At 59.1% G+C, this 24587-nt stretch carries 28 protein-coding genes and 1 tRNA gene; 13 read left to right on the top strand and 16 right to left on the bottom strand.

Features of this window, described 5'->3' with window-relative positions:
- Window positions 1-142: 142 nt before the first annotated feature.
- Window positions 143-1228 carry a hypothetical protein gene (locus X733_RS01000000166645; RefSeq protein WP_245274519.1) on the bottom strand — a complete coding sequence of 362 codons (1086 nt, stop codon included), beginning with the start codon at window positions 1226-1228 and terminating at the stop codon, window positions 143-145.
- A 256-nt stretch (window positions 1229-1484) separates the two neighbouring features.
- Between X733_RS01000000166645 and X733_RS139740 the strand changes: the two genes are divergently transcribed.
- The 6 genes from X733_RS139740 to ugpC all read left to right on the top strand — a co-directional run bounded on the left by X733_RS139740 (window position 1485) and on the right by ugpC (window position 7317).
- Window positions 1485-2369: a dihydrodipicolinate synthase family protein gene (locus X733_RS139740; RefSeq protein ID WP_023819935.1), complete on the top strand. Its 885-nt coding sequence runs from the start codon at window positions 1485-1487 to the stop codon at window positions 2367-2369.
- 23 nt (window positions 2370-2392) lie between these two features.
- Window positions 2393-3052: a GntR family transcriptional regulator gene (locus X733_RS139745; protein WP_023693416.1), complete on the top strand. Its 660-nt coding sequence runs from the start codon at window positions 2393-2395 to the stop codon at window positions 3050-3052.
- A 66-nt stretch (window positions 3053-3118) separates the two neighbouring features.
- Window positions 3119-4456: a sugar ABC transporter substrate-binding protein gene (locus tag X733_RS139750; protein ID WP_023819934.1), complete on the top strand. Its 1338-nt coding sequence runs from the start codon at window positions 3119-3121 to the stop codon at window positions 4454-4456.
- The gene (locus X733_RS139755; RefSeq protein ID WP_023819933.1) at window positions 4456-5394 is read left to right on the top strand and encodes a sugar ABC transporter permease; all 939 of its coding nucleotides are present in this window, start codon (window positions 4456-4458) and stop codon (window positions 5392-5394) included. Before X733_RS139750 ends, X733_RS139755 begins: the two co-directional genes overlap by 1 nt.
- Complete coding sequence (locus X733_RS139760; RefSeq protein ID WP_023700756.1) at window positions 5395-6216, top strand: carbohydrate ABC transporter permease; 822 nt, start codon at window positions 5395-5397, stop codon at window positions 6214-6216. It abuts the gene before it with no gap.
- A gap of 39 nt (window positions 6217-6255) precedes the next feature.
- On the top strand, window positions 6256-7317 hold the full coding sequence (gene ugpC, locus X733_RS139765) for a sn-glycerol-3-phosphate ABC transporter ATP-binding protein UgpC (protein ID WP_023819932.1): 1062 nt from the start codon (window positions 6256-6258) through the stop codon (window positions 7315-7317).
- A 47-nt stretch (window positions 7318-7364) separates the two neighbouring features.
- Here ugpC and X733_RS139770 read toward each other — a convergent pair.
- Window positions 7365-7425 (bottom strand) — tRNA-OTHER (locus tag X733_RS139770).
- Between the two features lie 150 nt (window positions 7426-7575).
- Between X733_RS139770 and X733_RS139775 the strand changes: the two genes are divergently transcribed.
- Window positions 7576-8895, top strand: coding sequence for a site-specific integrase (locus X733_RS139775; RefSeq protein WP_023819931.1), 1320 nt, complete (start codon window positions 7576-7578; stop codon window positions 8893-8895).
- A 606-nt stretch (window positions 8896-9501) separates the two neighbouring features.
- On the opposite strand, the gene X733_RS139780 is transcribed toward X733_RS139775, so the two are convergent.
- The 3 genes from X733_RS139780 to X733_RS01000000166640 all read right to left on the bottom strand — a co-directional run bounded on the left by X733_RS139780 (window position 9502) and on the right by X733_RS01000000166640 (window position 13419).
- Entirely contained in the window at window positions 9502-10209 is a 708-nt protein-coding gene (locus X733_RS139780; protein WP_023819930.1) for a helix-turn-helix domain-containing protein, read from the bottom strand.
- A gap of 713 nt (window positions 10210-10922) precedes the next feature.
- A complete protein-coding gene (locus tag X733_RS139790; RefSeq protein ID WP_050588712.1) occupies window positions 10923-12074 on the bottom strand; it encodes a hypothetical protein in 1152 nt (383 codons plus the stop codon).
- A gap of 1054 nt (window positions 12075-13128) precedes the next feature.
- The gene (locus tag X733_RS01000000166640; protein ID WP_348625878.1) at window positions 13129-13419 is read right to left on the bottom strand and encodes a MucR family transcriptional regulator; all 291 of its coding nucleotides are present in this window, start codon (window positions 13417-13419) and stop codon (window positions 13129-13131) included.
- Here X733_RS01000000166640 and X733_RS1000000171010 point away from each other — a divergent pair.
- Complete coding sequence (locus tag X733_RS1000000171010; RefSeq protein WP_245274518.1) at window positions 13349-13585, top strand: hypothetical protein; 237 nt, start codon at window positions 13349-13351, stop codon at window positions 13583-13585. The two genes, X733_RS01000000166640 and X733_RS1000000171010, sit on opposite strands and share 71 nt — an antisense overlap.
- 203 nt (window positions 13586-13788) lie before the next feature.
- On the opposite strand, the gene X733_RS139795 is transcribed toward X733_RS1000000171010, so the two are convergent.
- Window positions 13789-14706: an SDR family oxidoreductase gene (locus X733_RS139795; RefSeq protein ID WP_023819926.1), complete on the bottom strand. Its 918-nt coding sequence runs from the start codon at window positions 14704-14706 to the stop codon at window positions 13789-13791.
- A gap of 3 nt (window positions 14707-14709) precedes the next feature.
- Entirely contained in the window at window positions 14710-14964 is a 255-nt protein-coding gene (locus X733_RS03390) for a DUF2231 domain-containing protein (protein ID WP_023819925.1), read from the bottom strand.
- A gap of 300 nt (window positions 14965-15264) precedes the next feature.
- Here X733_RS03390 and X733_RS0135685 point away from each other — a divergent pair, with 300 nt between their 5' ends.
- Window positions 15265-16056: an outer membrane beta-barrel protein gene (locus X733_RS0135685; protein WP_023819924.1), complete on the top strand. Its 792-nt coding sequence runs from the start codon at window positions 15265-15267 to the stop codon at window positions 16054-16056.
- A 159-nt stretch (window positions 16057-16215) separates the two neighbouring features.
- Here the strand turns inward: X733_RS0135685 and X733_RS1000000168680 are convergent, their stop codons facing one another.
- Window positions 16216-16500, bottom strand: coding sequence for a PilZ domain-containing protein (locus X733_RS1000000168680; RefSeq protein WP_081740749.1), 285 nt, complete (start codon window positions 16498-16500; stop codon window positions 16216-16218).
- A gap of 224 nt (window positions 16501-16724) precedes the next feature.
- On the bottom strand, window positions 16725-17018 hold the full coding sequence (locus tag X733_RS0135680) for a DUF982 domain-containing protein (protein ID WP_081740744.1): 294 nt from the start codon (window positions 17016-17018) through the stop codon (window positions 16725-16727).
- Window positions 17019-17207: 189 nt separating this feature from the next.
- Here X733_RS0135680 and X733_RS1000000169850 point away from each other — a divergent pair, with 189 nt between their 5' ends.
- Window positions 17208-17519, top strand: coding sequence for a hypothetical protein (locus X733_RS1000000169850; protein WP_155924277.1), 312 nt, complete (start codon window positions 17208-17210; stop codon window positions 17517-17519).
- A 237-nt stretch (window positions 17520-17756) separates the two neighbouring features.
- Here the strand turns inward: X733_RS1000000169850 and X733_RS139805 are convergent, their stop codons facing one another.
- Window positions 17757-18062, bottom strand: coding sequence for a hypothetical protein (locus X733_RS139805; RefSeq protein WP_155924276.1), 306 nt, complete (start codon window positions 18060-18062; stop codon window positions 17757-17759).
- Window positions 18063-18519: 457 nt separating this feature from the next.
- A complete protein-coding gene (locus tag X733_RS139810) occupies window positions 18520-19386 on the bottom strand; it encodes an ATP-dependent DNA ligase (RefSeq protein ID WP_023819917.1) in 867 nt (288 codons plus the stop codon).
- A 125-nt stretch (window positions 19387-19511) separates the two neighbouring features.
- Between X733_RS139810 and X733_RS139815 the strand changes: the two genes are divergently transcribed.
- The 3 genes from X733_RS139815 (at window position 19512) to X733_RS1000000168670 (ending at window position 20433) form a co-directional block, all read left to right on the top strand.
- On the top strand, window positions 19512-19700 hold the full coding sequence (locus tag X733_RS139815; RefSeq protein WP_023708231.1) for a DUF3606 domain-containing protein: 189 nt from the start codon (window positions 19512-19514) through the stop codon (window positions 19698-19700).
- Window positions 19701-19887: 187 nt separating this feature from the next.
- Entirely contained in the window at window positions 19888-20082 is a 195-nt protein-coding gene (locus X733_RS1000000169845; protein ID WP_031244300.1) for a hypothetical protein, read from the top strand.
- Window positions 20083-20124: 42 nt separating this feature from the next.
- Entirely contained in the window at window positions 20125-20433 is a 309-nt protein-coding gene (locus X733_RS1000000168670) for a KTSC domain-containing protein (RefSeq protein ID WP_023819916.1), read from the top strand.
- Between the two features lie 16 nt (window positions 20434-20449).
- Here X733_RS1000000168670 and X733_RS139820 read toward each other — a convergent pair whose 3' ends face one another.
- The 5 genes from X733_RS139820 to X733_RS0135665 all read right to left on the bottom strand — a co-directional run.
- The gene (locus tag X733_RS139820) at window positions 20450-21328 is read right to left on the bottom strand and encodes a YihY/virulence factor BrkB family protein (RefSeq protein ID WP_023819915.1); all 879 of its coding nucleotides are present in this window, start codon (window positions 21326-21328) and stop codon (window positions 20450-20452) included.
- Between the two features lie 1240 nt (window positions 21329-22568).
- A complete protein-coding gene (locus X733_RS139825; RefSeq protein WP_023669677.1) occupies window positions 22569-22811 on the bottom strand; it encodes a DUF982 domain-containing protein in 243 nt (80 codons plus the stop codon).
- A complete protein-coding gene (locus X733_RS139830; RefSeq protein ID WP_023819914.1) occupies window positions 22811-23041 on the bottom strand; it encodes a hypothetical protein in 231 nt (76 codons plus the stop codon). Before X733_RS139830 ends, X733_RS139825 begins: the two co-directional genes overlap by 1 nt.
- A gap of 566 nt (window positions 23042-23607) precedes the next feature.
- Entirely contained in the window at window positions 23608-23850 is a 243-nt protein-coding gene (locus X733_RS139835) for a helix-turn-helix domain-containing protein (protein ID WP_023698299.1), read from the bottom strand.
- The coding region (locus tag X733_RS0135665; protein ID WP_155924275.1) for a Crp/Fnr family transcriptional regulator at window positions 23840-24587 on the bottom strand (748 nt) is incomplete at its 5' end. The genes X733_RS0135665 and X733_RS139835, both read right to left, overlap by 11 nt.

The raw sequence follows: 24587 nt of genomic DNA, 5'->3' as shown, positions 1-24587 counted from the left end.
CCGCCATTACAGGGCTCTCCGATGCACTGACGATCACGCTCGCAATGGCATACTCGACAGCTGACGAAACCCGGGCTCGACAGTCTGCGCATCAGTCAGCGGAACAGATACTTCGATACCTCCGGATTGCCACGGCGCCACATCACATTGTCCAGAAAATAATGGTGCACATTGATGAAGATGAGCACGATGAAGAAGAACAGCGATGATCCCAGTCATACGGGATCAAGGCCGTCAGCGCGGATGGGATCAGCCAGAAGCCGAGATAGCCAAGGGCCGTGCCGCCGACGATGAAGCCGAGGAGCCGAAACCTGTAGAGGGGGCCAAGAAAGGACAGGATTTTCGGCTGCGGATCGCCTTCGGCATCGGAACTGTCGCGCTCGACGTTCGTCTGGTAGCGCCAGACCACGGCGAGATACTGCAGCGAGTGGAGCGCGGGCACGATCAACAGCCAAAGCGGGTTTACGCGCGCAATCAGGATCCAGAGATAGAGCGACGCGACATAGGCCACCAAGCCGTTATAGGGCAGACCGCCGCCGTTCTTTCGCCAGCGATTGGCCAACATCAAAAGCGTGGCCGCCGTCGACGCAACGGCCGCCAACAGGGCAATGTCGGTGATCCAGGAAGGGGCCGCGAATGTGTAATAGTCCAGGCCATAATATTTGCCCTGGGTGACCGCCGTATTCGTCTGCAGCCACGCCAGGATCCACACGGCATAGGAGTTGACCAGCAGCACCTTCTTGTCGCGGTCGTCGAAGAATTTGCGCTTCAGCACCGCATCCACCATCAGCATGCCGTAGCCCTGCTTGACGTAGTGCCAACCGACAAAAAAGAACATGGCGTTGGTGGCATAGCCGAGCAGGCGCGTGTTCGCCGCCGCGGCGCCATAGGCAAAGAACCCGGCCATGACCAGGGGCACGACAATGCCCGCGAAGATGTAGCGGAGCTGCAGGCTCCTGTCGTAGCCGTCGCCCGTCACCTTGCGCCCGAAATTGCGGTAGAAGAGTTGGTAGGAGTGGGCGAAGTGGGGATAGTTCACGAGATAGGCTACGAAGACCATCGTTGCGGCCACCGGACCTTCATATTCGAGCGGAACGAGAAACAGCACCGGCAGGATGAGAAAGGCGCTGCCGCCCAGCATGAGGAAATCGGCGAGCGGGCCGAAGAGGTATTTTTGAGCGGTCGCCGTCTGAGGGGCTACAGCATCCGCCGAAAGCTGAAGTGTCATGTCAGAACCTCCCCTGGGAAAGGCTGAGTTTAGCCATCGACTGGGATGGGGACAAGGTTGGAGCTGCCGCTCGGCGCCCGAACACTAGGCTATCTTGTTGTTTCGCCAATGGTCTCGATCCGCCATGGCTTGAACCCGTGAACCTCTCGATAAAAAAGGTGGGGGCCCTCCGCTGTTAAAAAGCGCACCACCCCAATTTACGACTAACATGTTAGTGTGCTAGCACAGCATACATACCTGCTTCGGAGACCTTCCGGTGACATCACGCTTTGGCCTTTCGGCCGCTCTCGCCACGCCTTTCGATGCCCGCGGGCAGATCGCCACCGCCCCCATGATCGCTCAGGCCGAAAGTTGCCTGGCGCAGGGTTGCGGCAGCGTGACGCTTTTCGGCACCACAGGGGAAGGCGCATCGGTGGGCACGACGGAGCGGCGGTCGGTGACCGAAGCCATGCTGGCTGCTGGAATCCTGCCGCATCAACTCGTTGCCGGCGTGCTGGTCGACGCCGCCGAAGACGCCGCCGAACAGGCACAGCATGCCTTGCAGCGCGGCGCCCGAAACATTCTGCTGGCCCCGCCAAGCTACTTCAAGAATGTCGGCGACGACGGCCTTTTCGGCTGGTTTTCCGCCGTCTTTGCCGCGCTCGGCCCCCTCGCCCGTGACGTGCTGCTCTACAACATCCCTTCGGTTACCATGGTGCAGCTTTCGCTTGGCCTGATCGGCCGGTTGCGCACTGCTTTTCCCGACGTGGTCGCCGGAGTGAAGGATTCCGGTGGAAATTGGAGCTACAGCGAGGCGCTGCTTGCCGCCCATGGCGATCTGGTGATCCTGATCGGCGATGAAAGGCATCTGGCGCGTGCGGTGCGAATGGGTGCTCAAGGCGCAATCTCGGGCATGGCCAATTTCGTCCCGGGCGAAATCCGCGCCATGGCCGAGGACGGGCGCGACGATCCTCGCGTCGAGAGTTTTGTGCTCGAATTGCTCAAACATCCGGTCACCCCGGCGGTAAAGGTGATGGTGGCGCGCAAGACCGGCGACGAGCGCTGGCTGGCGGTCCGTCCGCCGCTGGAGCCGATCGCGTTGCAAGGGCAGCAGCAGCTTGCCGCAGCCTATGACAGCTTGTTTGCCAGGGAACCGGCCTGACCGGCAAAGAGAAGCGCGCCGATATGGAAGACGGCAACGAACCGACCACCCTCAGGGAGAAGGCCTATGCCAGCTTCACGCGGCATTTGCTGGCGCGCGACTTCAAGCCAGGCCAGTTCGTGTCGCAGCGTGAGCTGGTTGCCTTCACCGGACTGCCGCTCGGCGCCATTCGCGAGATCGTGCCGCGTCTCGAGGCGGAAGGACTGCTGACGACCATTCCGCAGCGCGGCATGCAGATCGCCCATATAGACATCAGCCTGATCCGCGAGGCCTTTCAGTTCCGCCTGTTCATGGAGCGTGAAGCGGTGGCGCTGTTTACGGTCAGCGCCTCCGACGCCGAGCTTGCCCGCTTGCGGCGCGAGCATGAGGACATGCTTGCCCGGGCGCTGGAGCAGACCCCGACGCCGGAGATGGAGGCCAAGGCGCAGACCATCGACTGGGCCATGCACGACACGTTCATCGATGCGCTGGGCAACGAGATCATCGCCAAGGCCTATCTGGTCAATTCGGTGAAGATCCGCCTGATCCACCAGGAACGGTTCCGTATCGACGGGCGCGTCGTGCCGGTCATGCGCGAGCACCTGGCGGTGATCGATGCGATGCAGAGCCGCGACCCTGGCAAGGCGGTCGAGGCCATTAGCCAGCATATCGATAAGGCGCGCCGGCTGGCGCTGCAAATCTGAGGAAGCATGAGCCGCGCCGCGGTCGCTGCGGCGCAATCGACAACGACAACAACCGGGAGGAAGAAAATGTCGTCCAATCTGTTCAACCCAACCAGGAGGCAACTCCTCCAGGGAACCGCCGCCCTTGCCGCCGCCGGCTTTGCCGGTGTTCGCCCAAGCTTTGCCGCCGGTGTCGACTGGAAGCGCTTTGCGGGAACGACGCTTGACGTCAATCTGGTGAAAAGCCCGCGCAGCGACACGCTGATAAAATACATCGCCGAGTTCGAGGAACTGACCGGGATCAAGGTCAATGCCGAAGCGACGCCGGAACAGCAGCAGCGCCAGAAGACGGTGATCGAACTCAGCTCCGGCAAGCCGAGCTTCGATGTCGTGCATCTGAGCTACCACGTGCAGAAGCGGCAGTTCGAAAAGGGCGGCTGGCTGGCCGACATATCAGGCTATCTCGCTGACTCGACCCTGACCGATCCTGCGCTGGTGGAAACCGATTTCGCTGATGCCGGCATGCTGTTTGCCAAGGACGGCCAGGGCGTGCTGCGCTCGCTACCGTTCTCAGTCGACTACTGGATCGTCTACTGGAACAAGGAATTGTTCGAGGCCAAGGGCCTCAAATACCCTGAAACCTTCGAGCAATTGGTGGCGGCCGCCGAAGCGCTGACCGACCCGTCGACCAACACCTATGGATTTGTCGCCCGCGGCCTCAAGAACGCCAACACGCCGGTGTGGACGTCGCTTATGCTCGGCTACGACATGACGCCGCTCGACGACAAGGGCAAGCTGCGCACGACCTCGCCCGAGGCGGTCGAGGCGGCCAGCCTCTACCAGCGGCTGATGACCAAGTCGGCGCCTCCAGGCGTCACCGGATTCAACTGGGCCGAAGCCCAGTCCGCCTTCCTGCAAGGCAAGATCGGGATGTGGTTCGATGGCGTCGGCTTTGCCCCGCCAATGGAAAATCCGGAAAAGTCACGAGTGGTCGGCAAGGTTGGCTACGGCGTCATGCCCAAAGGGCCCAAGGCGCATGCCGCCGGCACCTTTGGCGACGGCCTCGGCGTGACGGCCACCAGCGAGAAGAAGGAGGCCGCCTACCTCTTCTGCCAGTGGGCGATTTCGCCCGCCATGGGCGCGCGCCTGCTGCAGGCGGGTGCCGGCGTGCCGTTCCGCAAGTCGGTGCTGGAAGATCCCAAGGTGCGCGAAGGCGTCACCATGCCGGCGAGTTGGCTCGATGCCGTGGTCGGCTCGGGCAATGTCAGCCGGCTGTCGCTGCCGGTCATCATTCCGGTCACCGAGTTCCGCGACATCTATGGCGTGGCGCTGACCAATCTGATCGCCGGCGCCGATCCGGCAGAGGAACTGAAGAAGGCCACCGAGCAGTTCCAGCCGGTGCTCGACCGGAGCGAGCAAGGCTGATGTCCGCCATCACCCCAGAACGCACCGGGGTGACGACGCAAGCCATCGAAGGGGGCCAGACCATCCGTCTGGCTCCCAACTACTGGCCTTTCGTCGTCCCGGCGCTCGTCGTCGTCGGCGCCGTGATCGTCTTTCCCTGGGCCTTCACGCTGTGGATGAGCGTCAACCGCTGGACCCTCGGACAGGCGCGAAGCTTTGCCGGGATGGAAAATTACCTGCGGCTGGCAGTCGACCAACGCTTCTGGGAATCGCTTTTCCATACGCTGACCTACACGGCGCTTTCGGTCGCGGCGCCGATGTTCCTCGGCACTCTTGCCGCGCTGATCTTCGACGCCAAATTTCCGCTGCGCGGGCTGTTGCGTGGCGTCTTCGTCATGCCGATGATGGCGACCCCGGTCGCCGTGGCGCTGGTCTGGACGATGATGTTCCATCCCCAGCTTGGCGTGCTCAACTATCTGTTGTCGCTGGTCGGCATTCCGGCGCAGGAATGGATCTTTAACGCCAGGACGGTCATCCCGTCCCTGGTTGCGGTCGAGACCTGGCAGTGGACGCCGCTGGTGATGCTGATCGTGCTGGGCGGCTTGGCCTCCGTGCCGCGCGAGCCCTTCGAGAGCGCCGAGATCGACGGCGCCAACGCCTGGCAGCAGTTCCGCTATCTCACCTTGCCGATGATCGCGCCGTTCCTGATGATCGCCATGATCATCCGCACCATCGATGCGCTGAAGAGTTTTGACATCATCTACGCGATGACCCAGGGCGGACCGGGCACGGCCTCGGAAACCATCAACATCTATCTCTACAACACCGCCTTCTCCTACTACGACATCGGCTATGGCTCGGCCATGGCCGTGGTGTTCTTCATCGTCATCGTCGCGCTGTCCTTCATCCTGCTGATGCTGCGCCAGCGCTCCCAATGGATCGGGGTGGAGGGCAAATAGATGAGTTCACGGCTGCTCAACCGGATCGGGCTGTTTTTCGCGGCTCTGGTCTTCGTCTCGCCGGCGATCCTGTTCTTCCTCTGGATGATCTCGCTGTCGCTGAAGTTCGAGATCGACAACGGTGCCTACCCGCCGATCCTGATCCCGGAACATCTCGCCTGGTCGAACTATGTGAAGGTATTCGAGGAGAACAATTTCCTGCTCTATTTCTGGAATTCGGTTCTGGTGACGGGCACGGCAACGTTGCTGGCGCTGCTGATCGGCGTGCCGGCGGGCTATGGCATCGCGCGTCTCAAGGCCGAACGCTCGGCGGTGGTCATCATGATCGCCCGCATGACGCCGGGGCTTTCCTATCTCATTCCGCTGTTCCTGCTGTTCCAGTGGGTCGGCATTCTCGGCACGCTGTGGCCGCAGATCATCATCCATCTGGTGGTGACGGTGCCGATCGTGGTCTGGGTGATGATCGGCTATTTCGAGACCACGCCGATGGAGCTGGAAGAAGCGGCCAACATCGATGGCGCCAGTTCCTGGCAGGTGTTCCGGCTGGTCGCCTTGCCCATCGCCAAGCCGGGCATTGTCGTCGCCTTCATCCTGTCGATCATCTTCTCATGGAACAATTTCGTCTTCGGCATTGTGCTCGCCAGCCGCGAGACCCGCACGCTGCCGGTCGCCGTCTACAACATGCTTTCCTACGAGCAGGTGAGCTGGGGTCCGCTCGCCGCCGCAGCACTTGTGGTCACGCTGCCGGTGCTGGTGCTGACCCTGTTCGCGCAAAGGCAGATCGTCGCCGGGCTGACCGCAGGCGCCGTCAAGGGCGGCTGAGGCACGGCCCCGACATGACTCATTTCCGGGAGAAATCCAATGGCATCGGTAACAATCAACAACGTTCAGAAGGCTTTCGGAGCCGCCAAGATCATCCACGATGTCAGCGTCGACATCGCCGATGGCGAATTCGTCATCCTGGTCGGGCCGTCGGGCTGCGGAAAGTCTACGCTGCTGCGCATGATTGCCGGACTGGAAACGATCACGGGCGGCAGGATCGCCATTGGCGATCGCGTCGTCAACAATCTCAGGGCGCGCGACCGAAACATCGCCATGGTGTTCCAGAACTACGCGCTCTATCCGCATATGACGGTGGCCGACAATATGGGCTTTGCCCTGAAGATCAAGAAAGCCGATCCGGCCGACACCGCCGGCCGCGTCGGGAGGGCCGCCAGCATTCTCGGCCTGGACAAGCTGCTCGACCGCTATCCGCGTCAGCTTTCCGGCGGCCAGCGCCAGCGCGTCGCCATGGGCCGCGCCATCGTGCGCGACCCGCAGGTGTTCCTGTTCGACGAGCCGCTGTCCAATCTCGACGCCAAATTGCGCGTGCAGATGCGCGGCGAGATCAAGGCGCTGCACCAGCGGCTGGGAACCACCACCATCTACGTCACCCACGACCAGATCGAGGCCATGACCATGGCCGACAAGATCGTCGTGCTGCATGACGGCCTTGTCGAGCAGATCGGCGCGCCGCTCGATCTCTACGATCGCCCGGCCAACCTCTTCGTTGCCGGCTTCATCGGCTCGCCGGCGATGAATTTCATTCGCGGCCATGTCGAGGAAGGTGTTTTCCGCAGCGCCGGTGGACTGATCTTGCCGCTGCCGGAAGGCATCGACCTGGCAAACATACCCGGCGGCGACCTCATCTACGGCATCCGCCCCGAACACATCCGAGCGACGACCGCCAAAGGAATCCCCGGCACGATCGTGCTTCTGGAAGCAACGGGTTCGGAAATCTTTGCCAGGGTCGACTGCGCCGGAGAAGAAATCTCCTGCCTTTTCCGCGAGCGGCTGGCACTGAAACAGGGCGAGCAGATGCGCATCGAGATCGACCGCGCCTGCGCTCATCTGTTCGACGTCAAGACCGGGCGGCGATTGTAGGGGGCGATGGGGGCTGCTGACAGGGCAACTTCCGCACGAAATATTTCTGGTGAGCGCGTCGGGGTTCGAACCCGAGACCTACTGATTAAAAGTCAAGATAACGCGCCCAACGCTCCCTCACTCGCCATAACTTTTTCAGATCATAAATTATTGAATACAAATCATTTTTAGACTTCCTGCCTCGCGCTTGCTAACGTAAGGTATCGGCTCCTACCGACGTGTTTCCGTTACCCTCTGTTACCCCAAGGAGCTTTCGACTTGGCTAAAGCACTCAATGTAAAGTCAGTTACGGCGGCGAAACCGAACCCCGACAAACGGGTTGAAATCGGCGATGGTCTCCTACCCGGCTTGCGGTTAGTGATCCAACCCAGCGGGGCAAAGTCATGGGCGCTTCGCTATCGCCGCCATGGGAAGACGGCGAAGCTCACGCTTGGGCCGGTACTTTTCGAGCGCGAGGGTGACGACGTTCCGGGGCTCGTAACCATCGGCGAAGCTATGACCCTGGCGGAAGCGCGCGCCGCCGGTCGGGAGGCGCTACAGGTGCTCGCCGAAGGAAAAGACCCGGCGGCAGCTGCTAAGCGCTCAAGTGCCCATAAGGGCGCCCTACCTGACAGGAACCGGAACTTGGTGGAAGTGCAGGCGGATGCGTTCATCACCCGCTACTGCAAACCGCGAAATCGGTCTTGGCCGGAAGTCGAACGCCAGTTCAAGACTGCTATAAACCCGTCGTGGGGCGCGCGGCGGGTGCAGGACATCACGAAGCGAGACGTTACCGACTTGCTAGATGCGATGGTCGACCGTGACGCACCTGTGTTGGCAAACCGGGTGTTCGCAACGATTCGAAAGTTTTTCGGATGGCTGGTCGAGCGCGACGTGCTGAAAGTCTCGCCATGCGCGGGCCTCCGGTCGCCCTCATCCGAGAAGTCTCGCGACCGGGTGCTTGACGACGACGAGGTGCGCCTTTTTCTCAAAGCTACCCACGGTCTTGGCTACCCGTTCGGCCCAATGTTTCGGCTTCTCCTGGTCACCGCGCAACGGAAATCGGAAGTTGGAAGCATGAGCCGAGGTGAGCTTGCAACGGCGGGCGCTATGCCGCTTTGGACTATTCCGGCCGAGCGGGCAAAGAACGGCAAAGAGCATGAGATTCCGTTATCCAAGGCGGCGGTTTCCATACTTGGATCCCTCCCCAAAATTGGAGAGAGTGCGTTGATGTTCACGACGACAGGCGAGACGCCGGCCTCGGGTTTTTCGAGAGCGGTAGAACGTATCAGCGCGAAGATGCAAGAAACTCGGCGTGGAGAGGCGACAAAGCGCGGGGATGACCCTGAAAAAGTCACTCCGATTCCCCATTGGACATTGCACGACTTGCGCCGGTCGGCGGCCAGCGGGATGGCTAGGCTTGGTGTCTCCCTTCCGGTGATTGAAAAGCTGCTAAACCACACCTCAGGCTCATTCGGCGGCATTGTTGGCGTCTACCAAAAGCACTCGTTCGCAGATGAAAAACGACAGGCAATGGATCTGTGGGCGAACCACCTTGAACGTCTCGAAGCCCCGACGCTTGGCTCAGCCCCGATTTAATTTTGCTGTTTGATTGCCCCCGTTGTCGTTATCCAAACGAAACAGATGCACCTTTCACGGCGGTAACAGGGGTTCGATTCCCCATGGGCGTACCAGCAAAATCCAGCACTTAGGTGCGCATCAGGAAAATTCGTCTAATATCCGTCAAGTGGAAAACGATGGAGCGGGGTGGAAATCACCGGAATCAGCTGCATTGAGATGACGGTTCCCGCCTCAACCTCAGCGACTTTGACGGAAGCGAGGCGTGTCGTTGATGCGAAAATCTCAGCGCAAAAATGATTCCTATCATCGCTAGGCACTTTGTCGCGATCGCCATCGACAAGGTGTCTTGGTGATCGAACGGTCGATTCGGTCTGTAAAATTGGCCTTTCCCCTTAAGCCCTTCCTATCCGCTTGATCTGCGCAAAGCGATTGCAATTCGCCCGCTAACCACAAACCGGTCGTTGAAACCACGTTTGCGAGTGGCCGAAATTGGGCCGAATGCGGACTGGCGGCTTTCAGTGAGCAGCAATCAACAACGGACGATTGCACCATAGCTTTTGAGGCCAGCCAAATGGCTTTTTCGGACTGGGCGGGTTGCATAAGGCTGCACTCCAAACATGGCTTTCAAGGAAGCTGGACGATTCCCCCAAGCGCCGCGTAGACCGAGATTCGCAGCCAACGGTCCATGCTTCGCGCGAGGCCGGGGTCGCCGATGAGCAAAAGGCCGCCCCTCTCTTTCTCACGCTCGATGCTGGAGCGGCCCTCCAGGATGGCTCCCAGCGAAACAACGCCGGTCTCGACGTAAAGATCGACGTCCCGGCCGGGGTCGAGCGAGCATAGCTCGGGCAAGTCTGAGCCTGGCTCGACCACAAACCAGTAATGGGGACACCTCGGTGGGGGATCGTCGCGGAAATGGAAGCGGATGACGGCGCGCCGCCGCGGCAGTTCAGCGAGGTCAATCTTTCGCCGCACGGCCCACATGAGGGTCGAAACATCCACGTCGGCGAGCGCGATCTCCGCCTCGATGTTGCATTGCGCCCATTCCGCCAGCGCGTTCATCGCCGGCTCGAGCCTTATCGACTTTTCGGAACGGAAATAGCTGATGGTGCCCGTCGCCTCGTCCTCGACGCGCTCGACCAGGCCCAACGCTTCCATTTCCTTGAGCCGCCTCGACAAGAGGGCGGACGAGACGTTGCCCACCCCCTTGCGAATGTCATTAAAGCGGGTCGAGCCGTTCCAGAGCTCGGTCAGGATTTGGATTGTCCAGCGTGGCTCCAGGAACTCGCAGGCGTGCGAGATCGGGCAGACCAGTCCGTAAGGCCGTCGCGTCATGGCTGACCGCTCCTTTGCCGAAGGTTAGGCCTTTCGGAGGTCTGAGGCCAGTTCACAATCTGAAGCGGAACGCTTCCGAAGCTGCCCTGGTGCCTTCTCGCCTTCTGCCGTCACGTGATCGTCATTCGCATCCCCGATCAACGGAGGTTCACCATGACTTGGCGTAACATGACGCAAACGACAACAGGCCAGACCGCACGGCGCTTGGCGGGCACTTTTCTTGACCCTCCGCTCGAACGCCTGCTGGCCCTTGTCCGTGAGTGGAGGACCCGCCGCAACATAGAGCGCGGGCTCGGTCACGTGTCCAACTTCCTTCTGCGGGACGTTGCCTTGACCGAAGCGGACGTCGAAGCGGCCTGCGCCGACAGCTTCGATAGGTCCGCCTCTCGCGCGCTCCAGAGTGCAGCGCAGAACCGCACGGGAAATTGGTGAGAAGGGAGAGCCCCGGGAGCGGAAGCCGTTTTGACGGCGGCAATTAATCAGCCGAACTCAGGGCCATCCCCAGTAGCGCCTTGGTTTCAGAGATCTAGCGCGCCGAAGCGATTCGGATGCATACTTCCAAGTAGTCGGGCGGCTCTTCGGATTCATCGTGAGGAACGTCTGCTGTTGGAAGAAACCCACCGAAGCTTTAACAACCGAGTTGAGGCGCTGAGCGCACACTCGTGCGGTATAGTAGGTCCGATAGCGAGCTACGAGCACGGCACGATCCGCAACTATCGAAGCCCGGCAATGCGCAGCCCCTCTACATAGAGAGCCCGGTGCTTTTCGTGAACGATCGGATGAAACTTGTCTACCCATCGAAGGGATAGGGACGGTTGAAGGCGCTTGGCCTGCGAAAGCGCATGAACCGCGATGTCCATTTCCCCGGCCATCCCAGCGGCCGCCGCGTAAGTCCGCCATGCAGACCCAAAATGGGGCCGGAGTTCAACCGCGCGACATTCGCATTCGACCGCGTCTGCATATCGTCCAGCCATGAAATGACATAAGCCAAGGATGGAGAAATTCGCAGCATATGTGTGATCGCGAGGACTTAGCCTACCCGCGATTTCAAGATGGTCGAGCCCCTCGGCGGGCATGCCCCCATATCCGTAAGTTGAGCCCAGGATCGAATGCGCAAAGGCGAAGCTCGGGTTTAGCTCGATCGCTTCATTTAGTTCTCGCACAGCAGAGTCGAAGCCGCGCGAAATCATGTGCACAAACCCTGCCGCTAAATGCGTCCACGGGTCCTCGGGGTCGCCTTGGATTGCCCGCTGCGCGAGGGCGCGAGAGGTGGGCAGAATGTCTACGGCATTCGCCCACCCTGACAGAACGCGGGCCGCGTGAGCCCACGCCAACAGGCTGTTGGCGCGGGGATAGTCAGGATCGAGGTCCGTAGCCTGCTTCAGAAATCCCTGTGCAATCTCGATTTCCGTAGCCGAACTCCAGGTCCAGACATATGGCATCGCCTTCATGACGAATCCCCAAGCGTCAAGATTGGTGGGGGACCTGCTCTGAAAGCGTTGCTGTTCCGCCGTGTAGAGCCGCGGCTCGATCGTAGCGATGACACTTTCGGCAATCTGATCCTGAAGCGCGAAGAATTCCGACAATTCCACATCGTATCGTTCAGCCCACACTTGGACCCCGGTCGATGTGTCACTGACTTGCGCGCTTATCCGGAGGCGATGACCTGAGCGCCTTACACTTCCGTCCAGCACATACCGCACACCAAGCTCTCGACCGACTTGTTTTAAGTCGACCGCTTTTCCCTTGTAGGTGAACAAAGAGTTGCGGGCAGACACGAAGAGCCAACGAAGACGCGACAGCCGAGTAATAATGTCTTCGGCAAGGCCGTCGGCGAAGTATTCCTGTTCGGGGTCGCCGCCCATGTTCTGGAATGGCAGGACAGCAATCGAAGGGTTGTCGGCAGCGCCAGCTGTTCGGAGGACCCGGCAGTCGCAGCCAGATCGGTTTTTGGGACTGTGTCGCGCAAACGTAGACCATAGGTCCGCACTGGGCGTGCGATATTTTTGAGCTCCTTGTCGCCCAGATCTACAAATCTGGAAAGCTCGGGAATACGTTTGACCGTTTGTTGCTACGATGCGAACAAACCACTCCCCCACAATGGCCGATCTCTACAAGACGGGAATGAGAACGACGACGATCCGATATCGCCACGGATTTCGGGACTCTTTTTCCGGGTGGCACCGACGGTATTGGGGACCTTGTTCGAAATCCACTTCTGCAGAAAGTTTGCGCCGCGCGTGCTCATGAGCAGATAAAGACGCCCGCCCATATTAGGTTCCGCTCATTTGATGCCAGCGCTGGCTGCTCCAGACTCTTGGGCATGCCCAGGGGTAACATCAAAGTTGGCGAGGAGGTCGACTGTCGACCCCGAGCACGTGCGCCTTGGCGAGAGCTGTGTGCGATGGCGATGCGAGCCCGGCCGGGTCTCGGATCTCGACCAGCAGCGAGCACCCACTCCCGCTCGTGGCCTATTTTGTAAGCGCCCGCTTTGATTGTGCGTTGCGATTCCGCAAGTAAACGTCGGCTCTAGACTAGCCGCAACCACGACGCATGTGGGACCATAGCGGCCCCGCCAAACAGGCAGTCGGGCCGAGCTTCGCCTCCGTAAGGGCGTGCTTGACGACCTCGGCGAATAGAAAATGGCCGGCGCTGCTATGGGAGGTTGCCTGATCAGCGCCGGCCGGACGGTAATCAGGTCCGCCACGTTTTTAGCCATAGCCGATTCTTGACGTAGGGTCACCTCGTCCGCGCGGGATCACCGGCACTGAATTGCTCTTCAGTAGTTGGGGTCAGGGCACGGGGGAGGCTTGCCGACCCATCACGCGACGACGAGTCTCTTGCTGCCGTCGGCTATTTACCTTCCGTTCGCGCGCCCCTTGGTCGGGACACCCTTCCGACCCAGCCCCGCAGCCTTGGTCAGTGCGGATCGCTTTTCGAATAGTTGGGTGCCACCATGGGATAATCGTGAGGCAGATTCCATTTGGTGCGGTAATCGTCCGGAGTCATGCCCAGTAGGCCGAGGTGGCGCTTCATCGACCTGAATTTGCGGCCGTCTTCCAAGCTTATGATGTAATCAGGAAACACTGATTTTCTCGGGTTCACCGCGGGAGCTTTTGGCTCAGCCGGCGGTGCAATCTTGCCGCTGGCCAAGTTTGAAAGCGATGTATGGACTGAAGCGATCAGGTCAGGAAGCCCAGCAACCGGCACTGAATTATTGCTGACGAATGCCGCGATGATGTTGGCCGTCAGTTCCCATGAGTTCGGCGGCGTGGTCGTGTTCGTCAGTCATATCTTCGTCCCTATTGAAGCCCTGCTTAATAGACCGACTTCTTGCACGCAACAACACGCCCGATGTCCGGCACATCACCATTGAACAAACGAGCTGTGGATGAGCCATAGTCTCTTAGCTCGGGGTCTCTGCATCGCGGCTCCAGGCGATCACCCCGACGCAAGCCCGCGCCTTGGCCGTGCAACGGAAACGATAAGATGCCAAAGCCATCAATCATGCGGTTCGCGTGCAGGTAATATTGGACATCGCTGAGTCCCGTGCGCTTCAAACAAACCTGGGCAGCCCATCTACTCACCCATCCGACGCATCACTCGCTGTGCCCAATACCGACGCCATCCACCAGAAATTCTCTGTTGGGATCCGCCGGCACTCAAATTGCCCTCGTGCGGCTGCTCCTGCTCTGGCTCGAACTGCAGGCGGGGCCCGACAATGGCGATGAGCCGCTCTAGGAGTGACGGCGCGATCCGCCAGCCTAGCTCCAGCGCGAGTGCAAGGCCCCCAACCCGGATCTCGCGACGAGGATTAGTTGCCGCGCCGATTATTGCCGATGCCGCTCGCTCGGCCCGATAAACAGGCATGATCGACCGCGCTTTGCGCCCGTACATATTTGCCGCTTTCTGATAGATCGGCGTGTCTATGGCGGCCGGAAGGATCGAGCAGACATGAATGTGGGGCGTGGCACGCAGCTCCTGCCGGATGCTGGCCGTAAGCCCGCGTATGGCGAACTTGCTGGCGACATAGACGCTGACGAAAGGCTCCGGGATTACACCGAGCATGGAGCTGACATTGATCAAGGTGCCGCTGTTTCCCTGCAACCGGAATTGCCTGAGCGCGGCTTGCGATCCATTGATATAGCCAAACAGATTGGTGTCCATCAGGCGGCGAAACATCCGCGGCGGGATTTCCTCGAACCGGCCGAAATGCAGGACTGCCGCGCAATTCACCCATACGTCGATCCTGCCGAAACGGGCGACGGCGAAGCTGCGCATTCTCTCGACCGCCGTTTCGTCCGCCATATCGACGGCAAAGGTGAGCGTCTGCCCTCCCAAGCCGCCGCATTCGTTCGCGACCTCCCCGAGGGCATCCGCGCTTCTTGACACCAACACTACCCGTGCGCCTTTGCGTACAAAACCCAGAGCAGCCGCCCTGCCGATTCCGCTAGAGGCGCCGGTGACCACGACTACGGCGCCCAGCAGGTCGGCCATTCGTCAAACCTGTTGGGATCGGCCCGGGTGGGATTTTACCTCCTCGACCGCGGCAACGCTCATTAACAGCGCAAAGCCGAGTAGCCAGACGGACGCTTCGGCCCAGAATGCATTGCGGGTCGACCAAAACATCAAATCCGATAAGAATACCGACACGAGCAATGCGATCGGGAAAGGGATCAGAATTGGGTGAATCGGATGCCCGCTGATCTTCGCCGTGGTTGCAACGCCCAGCAGATGTGCGTTTTGGTCAGCCATGCCCGATAATGTTGAACGCGGCCCAAGGTTCCAAACCGCCGAGACAGCATCTTGCAGCACTATCGAGAGTTGTCCCGAGCGGGCGCGATGGCTAGTCGATCACGCCTTGTCACCCCCGGACGGGCGCGACCGGCAAGGGCGATCGGAAAAATTGCCGCCAGCCTGATCAGCACCAAGCCGACAACTGCGAGGAACATGATTGCCAAGCTGCCCCTCCAGGATCGTTGCAGTCGAACGTGACGCCCCGGCTTTGCGTCACACGCCCAGCATGATACACATACCGCATCATCTGGGGGCTCGATGAAAACTCACCTGCTTGCGGCTGCCTTGGTTTTCGGGGCGGTATCTCCAGCAATTGCCGCGGATGACGCCGCTGAGATCGTCGTCAACAACAGCGTCCACAACTGGTCAGGCGTCTATGTCGGCGCTCAGGGAGGGTACTATCGGGGATTGAACAGCAACGTCGATGTCGCGATCTGTGAAGAGATCGGATGCGGGCTCGGCGTCCTGATAGCAAATAGCGCATTAACTGATCTCAACTGGGTGGCCGAATCCGACCCAAGTGGCTTCATCGGTGGAGGCCAGATCGGGTACAATTTCCAGTCCGGTACTTTAGTGGTTGGTGCGGAGCTTGATTTCCAGATCGGATCGGGTGGAGGAACCGACGCTTCCTGTATTAGCGTACTTGGCTGCGAACTTCCTGTCACCGCAAACGCATCGTCCGAAATCGAATGGCTGGGTACCGCAAGAGGGCGCATCGGAGCCACATTCGACCGCACGCTGATCTACGCGACGGGAGGAATGGCCTTTGGAAACGTCCGCAATTATCTCAATGTTAATTTAGGCGTAGACCCTTACGTCTTCAGCAACGAGGAACGTTCGACGCGGTTCGGCTGGACGGTCGGCGGCGGTGCAGAATACGCCCTGACGGACGAGCTCTCGGTGAAAGGCGAATACCTCTATTACAACCTCGCCGACTCCACGATGACCACCTTGTCTTATGGCGTCGGTAACCCGCAAGGCCGAATTGGGACCTACAAGTTCAGCAATGATGGGCAACTTGTCCGCGTCGGTCTGAACTACCGTTTCTAATCACTCCGAGATTTATCCGACCAGAAGTCTGCTCATCCGCACCGGGCTTTTGCTTTGCACCTTGCCCACGCAGAACATCCACATCCCAGGCGCCGCCGCAAGCTTGCGGAATGCGCGAGAGGACCGCCCAGCTCGGCAGCTCATAACTCGGCATCCGCTTTAGCCATAGTGGAGACGCGGCTTTGGCAATGTTCCTATAAATTGAACCCCAATTCGGTCGTTCCTGCGCCACCGCAGAACTGCTTGGTAGGCAACGCCGTCGGTCGGCACGTAAAGCACGAACCGCTCGGGGACACGCGATTCCACCGGGACGTTGAGCTCGGCTCCGCCACTGTTTTGGTTCCGAATGGTGCAACTGATCTCGGAATTTGTAATTCCGCTGATGATTGAGGCGCCTTTCAGCACCCGCTGCCTCCGTTCGCGGCGATGCTCTTCATCAACCATGTGACCTCCATCGGTCACCCCCCGGCCCTATGGTACGCCCACCGGCGAACAACTGTCCATCTGGGGCGTCGCTCGGTAGCCGGACGCATAAATGCCCGTTGCGCTGGTGAATTCGCCGACCGCCAACGCGAACAGACCCGAATGGTCTCGTCGTATAGCGTTGTTAATCCGGCAGTAGCATCTCCTCTTCATCGGCCGCGGCTTCGAACAGCAGCCGGAAGTCGTTACCCGGCATTTTGCCNATCCGGCAGTAGCATCTCCTCTTCATCGGCCGCGGCTTCGAACAGCAGCCGGAAGTCGTTACCCGGCATTTTGCCATCCATCGCAGATAGGCAAGCCTCGGCCGCCAGCCGCCACTTGGGGCCACGATTGGACCACTTTAGAAGCTCCTCCGCGGCGGCATCAACTCGGTTGACACCAAGGCGAAGCCCCGGGCGCTCAGTCGCGCCGAGGTGAAGTGGTGTTTTATCTGCGGCGCTTCGATCACTTGCTTGAGAGCGTGTATTCGCATGCGTCAAAGACTACCTAACGGGCCCCATCGAAGTCGCGGAATATCAACTCGATTTCCAGGAAATCCTGCGACCGTTTGTTGCGGCACTCGGTGCGATCGTGTTGTCGTTCGACCATACAACGCCAAATTTTGGCCCGGCGAACCGATCGGCCAGGATTTCTTCTCTGCGATTGGCTTGCCTCATCTCTGGGGCGCCATGAGAAAGCCGGCCGGCCCGATCAACGAAAGCCTGTCACGGCCGGAAATATACGTGCTTTCAGTGACTGAAGGTATTGCTGAAAAGCAGCGCCTGATGGACCACTTCCGAGCCCGGCCCTTCGCGAATTGCGGCAGGGCCAAGTTCTTCCGGTCACCCGATTTTCGCGTTGACTTCAACCTGAGATATTTGGTTTTGAACTCTGGCGTTGCCGCCCTCAATGGCGGGTGGACATCACCGAATTTCTCGATCGGGCCAACGTCGACGATGATCCACATTGGCAAGCATTGGACCCGAACGACCCTCAAATAGTCGACTATCTTGAAACCTTCAGGGCCAAGCATTCGGACTCAGACGGTGGGATTGATTGGGAAGTGCAGTGAAGATCGCGATGGAGCGGGATGCGGCGCGGTAATCGGGCGGAAACACTTACCCAACCGTAGGGTAAGGGCCGCTATCTAAAAGCCCGCCAACCTTTCGGTGGGCGGGCCTCCAGTGTCGGAACTGGAGAGTGTCATGTCGACAGCTCCGGCACTTGCGAACGATTGGTTAGTGGCGCCAGATCAGCAGGCAGAGCTGGCGCAGGTCACGATCATAAACGCCCCGGCTCTCGATCACGTCGATGCAGCGCTTCTTGAACCGAGTGATTTCGGCGCTCGACATAGCGTCGACAATGCGAGTCAGATCCGTATTGGTCGGATTGTCGGGGGACTCGGTTCCGACAGTGGCACCGCTCGTGCCAATGGGTGCAGTGGTTCCGTCGTCGCCAACTGCGGCGTTCGCCGGCATGCAAAGATTTGCGAGAACGGCTCCAATGGCCATGCTTCCCACCAGGATATCAAAGATCTTTGTCATAATGCGCCTCCAAGGCTGTCAGCCCATTTTTCAAACCAAGGCCGGCGGTGTTTTAGCTCGCAACCAGCGGGACGGCGTGGTCGTTGAGTGATTGATTGGGTATTGATCGAAAAACGGGAACGCGATCAGATACGCGTATCGGCCGTAAGATGTGCCATGCGGAAACCTCCGCTGTCGGCATTAATTATGATCGTGACCACGACATCCTCCAAACCAGATCCGGGTGAAGATGCTGAAAGACATAGCTCATTAGAAGCACGAATAGATGAATGAATGTCTAAAAACTCCATACCTATTCTTGGCAATGACAGTGACGAAGTGAATTGTGTTAAGGTGTTCTTAGCCGTGTTAACCGTTGACAAGCGTGAGGCGAGTTCCTGCGGTATCGCGTTCAGCTCCGCCTTTGCGGCGTTAGGATGCGCGCCTCTCGCAAAAGCGATGACCAGTTGTGGAGCTGCTATTTGTTCTCCTCGCGGAAGTCCTGCAGCGATGCATGCCGCAGGTCATCCTCGCCGCGCAGGTGCTTCACACGACCGATCAGCCCTGGCTTGATCCATTGCGTCGCTGGCCGCTTCATGATGCCCTTGGGCGCCGTGCCTGGGTGCTCCTGGACGCGTTTCCATAGCCTCTCGCGCATTTCCCGGTTCAAGGTGACGAACGCGCTGCCGACATAGCGCCCTGTGCCCCGCTCGGCCATGAGAGCGAAAGCCGGCTTGCCAGCTTCACGCTCGACGCCGAGCAGATCGAACTCGTCAATCGCATAGCACTTGGCCTTCAGCCAGTTGGTCGACGGACCGATTCGGTATTTGCTGCCCTTCCGCTTCGACAGCATGCCTTCATGTCTGGCCTGGTCGAGCAAGTGAAAGATGGCCTTGGCTTCCCCCGGCAAGGGCTCGCTGAACTGAATACGCCCGCCGGGCCCGATCATGCTGGACAGGATCTCGCGCCGCTCCTCCAGCGCCATGTCTCGCAGATCATGGCCGTTAAGGTGAAGCAGATCAAAGGCAACAAAATACAAGTCGTGCTGCCGGCGGGTGATAGCTCTGCGCAGCGCTGCGAAGTCCGAAAGGCCCTTGTCGTTCAGAACGACGATCTCGCCGTCGACAATGGCGCTTTCGGCACCAAGGCGCTTGGCCTCTCTCACCATGTCGCGATATTTTGCCGTCCAGTCGTGGCCATTGCGCGTATAAATGCGCGTGCCGACTTCATCAATGATCATCTGCGATCGGTAGCCGTCGAACTTGACTTCGTGGGTCCAGCCTTCACCCTCGGGAGGCTTCTCCACAAGGGTCGGCATCAACGGCTCGATGAACTTCAAACGCATGTACTGACCACCCTCCGGCGATTCAAATAAGATGAAGCTAAAATAGTTCCGAAACCGGAATCAGCCTCTTGGGTGCAACAAACACGTCAACTCGGCGTTGCGGGATGAGCGAAGGAGGAATCGATATGGCCGACGACAAGAGCAAGCGGGATTTTCGCGATCGGGACCGTGTCTCGGCCGATGAGGATTATGAAGTCGAATATTTCGCAACAAAGACCGGCATCACACCCCAGCAGGTCAAAGAGCTGATCGCGAAGCACGGCAACCAACGCGAGACTTTGGAGCGGGTAGCCAAGGCGCTGCGGAAACAATGACCAGGCTGTCTGATCTCGGCAGACCACTGATCGGGCACCGACATGAAGGCCCGCCCGCGAGCGAACTCGCGCATTTCCTCCCTTGCCCTGTTTGCGGGCAACAGATTGATATGCGCGATTTTCGCCAGGTCACTTATCATGCCGATCCGGAGCACGAGCCGCTCGAACTGGACGCTTAGGACCAAAAGTGCCGAAATACCACGTTGAGGAAATGGACGGCGATACCGTAACGGCTACCCACATCGTCCACGCGACAACGCCGATCAGGGCGGCGCGGGAAGCGACAGAGCGCGACGTCACTCTGCGCACCAGCGAGCCCATCTGGATCAGGGTTGCCGACGAAAAGCGCGGCCACATATTCGAATACAGTTTCAGCCTGTAGGTGGCGATCCAACTCGGCTACTGAGTTTTTGAATGGCATACCATGCCGTCGACCTCGATACGCAAGTTCGACTATGACCCGAACACCAGGGTTCTCTCGGTTTGGTTTGTAGCGAGCGGGAAGAAATTCGAGTTTTTGGACGTACCTGCTGAGGCGTTTGCCGCGTTCAAAGCTGCCTTTGCCAAGGGCGTCTATTTTAACAGCCACATCCGGAACCGTTATGCATTCCGGCTCGCCAGGGAGGGCAGCGGGCCCGACGGGCGATTGACAGAGTCTCAGAACCACCTCGATCCCGGCGAGCCTAGACCTGATCAGAGTACGCGATCAGGACAGGGGATCAGCCGGCGATAGTGGCGTGTGTTGCAAGTCAAGCACTGTGAAGCACAGCATCCAGATCGGACCTGCTGCCGTGTCGAATGGAATAGGCGCGAGTGATTTCCGCACCAAAAAGAAAAATTTCCGCCGAGTAGTAAGCCCACAACAGGATGACGAGGAGCCCACCGGCGGCCCCATATGAGGCCGCGACCGCGCTGGAGCCTATATACCAACCGATAAGCGATTTCCCGAGCGTGAACAGGGCAGCGGTTACAACAGCGCCAATCCAGACATCCCGCCATTCCAGGGTTCGATCAGGCAAGATCTTGAAGATAGCGGCGAAAATAGCTGCGAGGAGGACAAAAGAAACGACCGCGTTGATAACGGCCAGGACAAGTGTCCCGAACGGCAACTGTGCGTTGATGAGGTTGCCTAGGGCCGAAATCGCCGTGCTCGCGACTAGAGAGACGAGCAACATGAAGCCAAGTGCGGTGACAAGTCCCAGACTTACCGCACGTGCGCGCACCAGGCGCGACAACGAACTGCCCTGCGCTTCGGCCTTCCATATTATGTTCAAAGACTGCTGTATTTCGCCGAAGACCCCGGAAGCGCTCACAAGCAAGGTGATGATGCCAATCACCGCCGCCCAGGTGCCGCCGGATGGCTTCTCGGATGCGCTCTTCAGTGCGGTTTGCAGGATATTTGCGCTTTCTGTACCCATCATCCCTGTGATTTGGGCGGACAATGCCGCTTGGGCTGCCTCGTGACCGAATGCGAGACCCGCAATTGCAACCACGATGAGCAGAATTGGCGCCAACGATGTTGTGGCATAAAAAGCGATTGCTGCGCCATGGCTGAGAGCGTTGTCGTTGACGAACCCAACGACGGCTTCTCGCACCATTGCCCATGCATTTGTGATCGCGCGATGCATTTTGCGCCCCAGTCGAATTGGCGTTCACTAGCAATGCACCAGCACATCTGATGTTCCGGTTGCGGGCTGTGGCAGGAGTTTCGCACCGACTTCCGCGGAGGGTCGCCGGCATAGAACTTCCGCTCCGATGCGCTCGCATCGCCTTCGCCCCCATTTCGGGACGCGCATTTGATAATGGTTTTCTCAAGATCATTTTAGTTCGTTCGGAGACCATAGAAGCGGAGGCTGGCTCGTTTGCACCGACAAGGACAACAGCACGGAGGAGGTGTTGGAGGCGGCGCAGGAAGCTGGCGAGCATCCTGCGATCTCCGCCGGCCGCTGGCGGTACGAGCATCCGGACTATCGCCGCTTTTCCAAGCTGATTTGTCGAGGTGAGATTAAAACCGTCCTGAGCCTCAATATCGCTTTGAGGCGCCAAAGCTGCCAACGCGGTACCACCGTGTCTGCTTTCAGGCAGCGGCAACCAACGTCGTTGCGGCCAAGATCGCGCCACCAGCGGAATGGCACCTTTCCGCTGGTTTGCACCAGAAGCAGACCTTCTGCTCTCGTTCCATATACTGCCGGACCGCATGCGCCTCATATCGGTCATTCAGAACAGCAGCCGCCTCTTTTCCGATGCCAACGCCTGAGCCTTTTGTGAGACCTAGGCGCACCTTGCCGGCCGCAGCCTGTCCCAATTGGGACGAATAGTTGGCACCCATATTGCAAATCGACTACTCCTAAAGCTGCCGGACCGCTCTCGTGATGAGCCGCCAGTCGGCTAAGCGCCTCGTCGGTCTTTGAGCTGGCCCCAGCGGATCCCAAAAGAAGAAATTCGAGCGTACAGGCGACGTGAGGGAGGATACCCGAAGCCGCGTGAACGAGGCTGCAAGGTCGATCGGATTTCAGTTCAATCGACAAGCAATTGATTTTCGCCGGGGTCGTTCCGATTCGCTTATTGTTCTGGTGTCGGACATCGCGAACCCGTTCTTTCCGGTATTCTTCAAGGGATCGAAAAGGAGGCTCGGGAACGCGGATTTACGATGTTGATCGGGGACACCTCTGCTGGCCCGCAGTGCGAGGCCACCTACGTCGGGATGCTGGCTTTGGCGCCCCCATTTGTAGCACGTTAGGTAGCACAATAGGTAACACAAAAGGTCAAAACAGAGCAATGGCCACAGCCGTTTGCGTCAGATTATTCAAGTTAATTCGCCGACCGCCAACGCGAACAGACGCGCATGGTCCCGTCCGTATAGCGTTGTTAATCCGGCAGTAGCATCTCCTCTTCATCGGCCGCGGCTTCGAACAGCAGCCGGAAGTCATTACCCGGCATCTTGCCATCCATCGCAGATAGGCAAGCCTCGGCCGCCAGCCTCCACTTGGGGCCACGATTGGACCACTTTAGGAGCTCCTCGGCGGCGGCATCAACGCGGTTGACGCCAAGGCGAAGTCCCGGGCGCTCGGTCTTCACATAAACTGGAGGGTTGAACCAACGGTGGGGCATCACGCTTCCCGAACGTCGAAGGCGATGAACAGTCTCCAAACGGAGGCTGAATTGACGATCATTTCGACCAACTGGCAGTCAGTCTCACGAAGATCATGGCCGCGCTCGCGCACCGCTGCAATGGTCGCCTTCAGGGAAATTATATTGCCCGGTTGAGAACCCAACAGGACCTCGCGGACCAGCTCCTTGGCCGTTTGCTGCACAGGGCGAACAGGTGCTTGAACGTCCATCCCATCCTCCCAGAGAGATAGAACCTCACCAGCTATTCTGTGGGTCACTTTCCGAAAAAGGCAAGAGCCGGAAACGTACAAAGCAGGTTGCCGCAAACACCCCATTTCGGAACGGGACCCGCCCTTTGCTCATTATGGGTGGAATCAATTTATGAATGCAAATCCAAGGAATTTACGCCGTGCTCGCCAAGGATGGACAAAGCGGAGGAGTTCTATACCCGGCTTTTCGAGCGGAGGCCTGATGATCGTCCCATGGACGTGTTGATCCAATGGCGCAACGTCGCAGGCGCGAACTTGCAAATCTTCCATGATAAACGGCGAATGATAAAAAGCCCGCTGACGTCTGGCGACGCTGCAGGATGGCCCGCGCCTGCTTCGGAGGCTGCGCGGGCCGACCATGACGAGTGGAGAGGACATCTTGGTCACCGGCACGGACCGCTGAAGAACGAGCCAGCTGTGGCCAAACAGCCTCAGAGCGGGAAAGTTCCCGCCTGACGCAAAAACACCCGTGGCTCAGCCGGCGGGCTCTGTTTCAGGGGCACTGTGCACGGGCGCGGCGTCTGCCGTCAATGCAGTTTGCCGACTAGCCGAGCGTATTCGGCTTCAGCCCTGCCATATGACCCATCAGCCAGCGCAATTAGACGCGCGCGATCAAGAATGACTACCTCTCCTCGCATTGAGCGTATCAGACCTTGGCCCTCCAAGGTTTGCAGCGCTATGGTGACGCCGGGCCGCCTGACACCGAGCATAACTGATAAGAACTCGTGCGTAATCGCAAAGCTGTTCCCGTCGACGCGATCATCGCACATCACCAGCCATCTTGAGAGCCTGTCGACGATGTTCATCCGGGCATTGCTGAGCGCGGTGAAGCTTGCCTGGAGGTGAAAGTAGTGAACGTAGCGGAGCAGAAAANCGTATCAGACCTTGGCCCTCCAAGGTTTGCAGCGCTATGGTGACGCCGGGCCGCCTGACACCGAGCATAACTGACAAGAACTCGTGCGTAATCGCAAAGCTGTTCCCGTCGACGCGATCATCGCACATCACCAGCCATCTTGAGAGCCTGTCGACTATGTTCATCCGGGCATTGCTGAGCGCGGTGAAGCTTGCCTGGAGGTGAAAGTAGTGAACGTAGCGGAGCAGAAAACTTCGCAGGGTTGGGCTTGTCAAAAACGCCTTGGTGAAGAGGCCCGCGTCGATAGCAAAGGCTCGGGCTTCTAATTGGACGTAACAATCGTGCGTTGACCGGTCATCGCCCATGACGAGCGCTGAGCCGGTCATGCCCTCACAACCAATGATTCCGATCTCAGCTTCGATACCAGGCCGCAGCTCGCCCACCACTGACCCGAGACCGCTCTCGAAGAAGTACACGGTGCTGATTGGTGACCCCGCCACTTCGAGATGCGTCTTCAGCCCAAGGGAGACGCTTTCGAAATGAGGTTGCAGCAATGCCAAATCTGCCGAGCACATTCGTAGCAGCAGCGAATTGCGATAGATCGAATTTTGGCCGGTGTCGCGTTGCGCGGCAGTGTGAGTTTGTGAACTGGAG

It is taken from the genome of Mesorhizobium sp. L2C066B000 (genome assembly GCF_000502335.1).
GTDB lineage: Bacteria > Pseudomonadota > Alphaproteobacteria > Rhizobiales > Rhizobiaceae > Mesorhizobium.
Note: the sequence above shows the minus strand (reverse complement) of the source record. Positions and strands in the feature narration are given on the sequence as shown.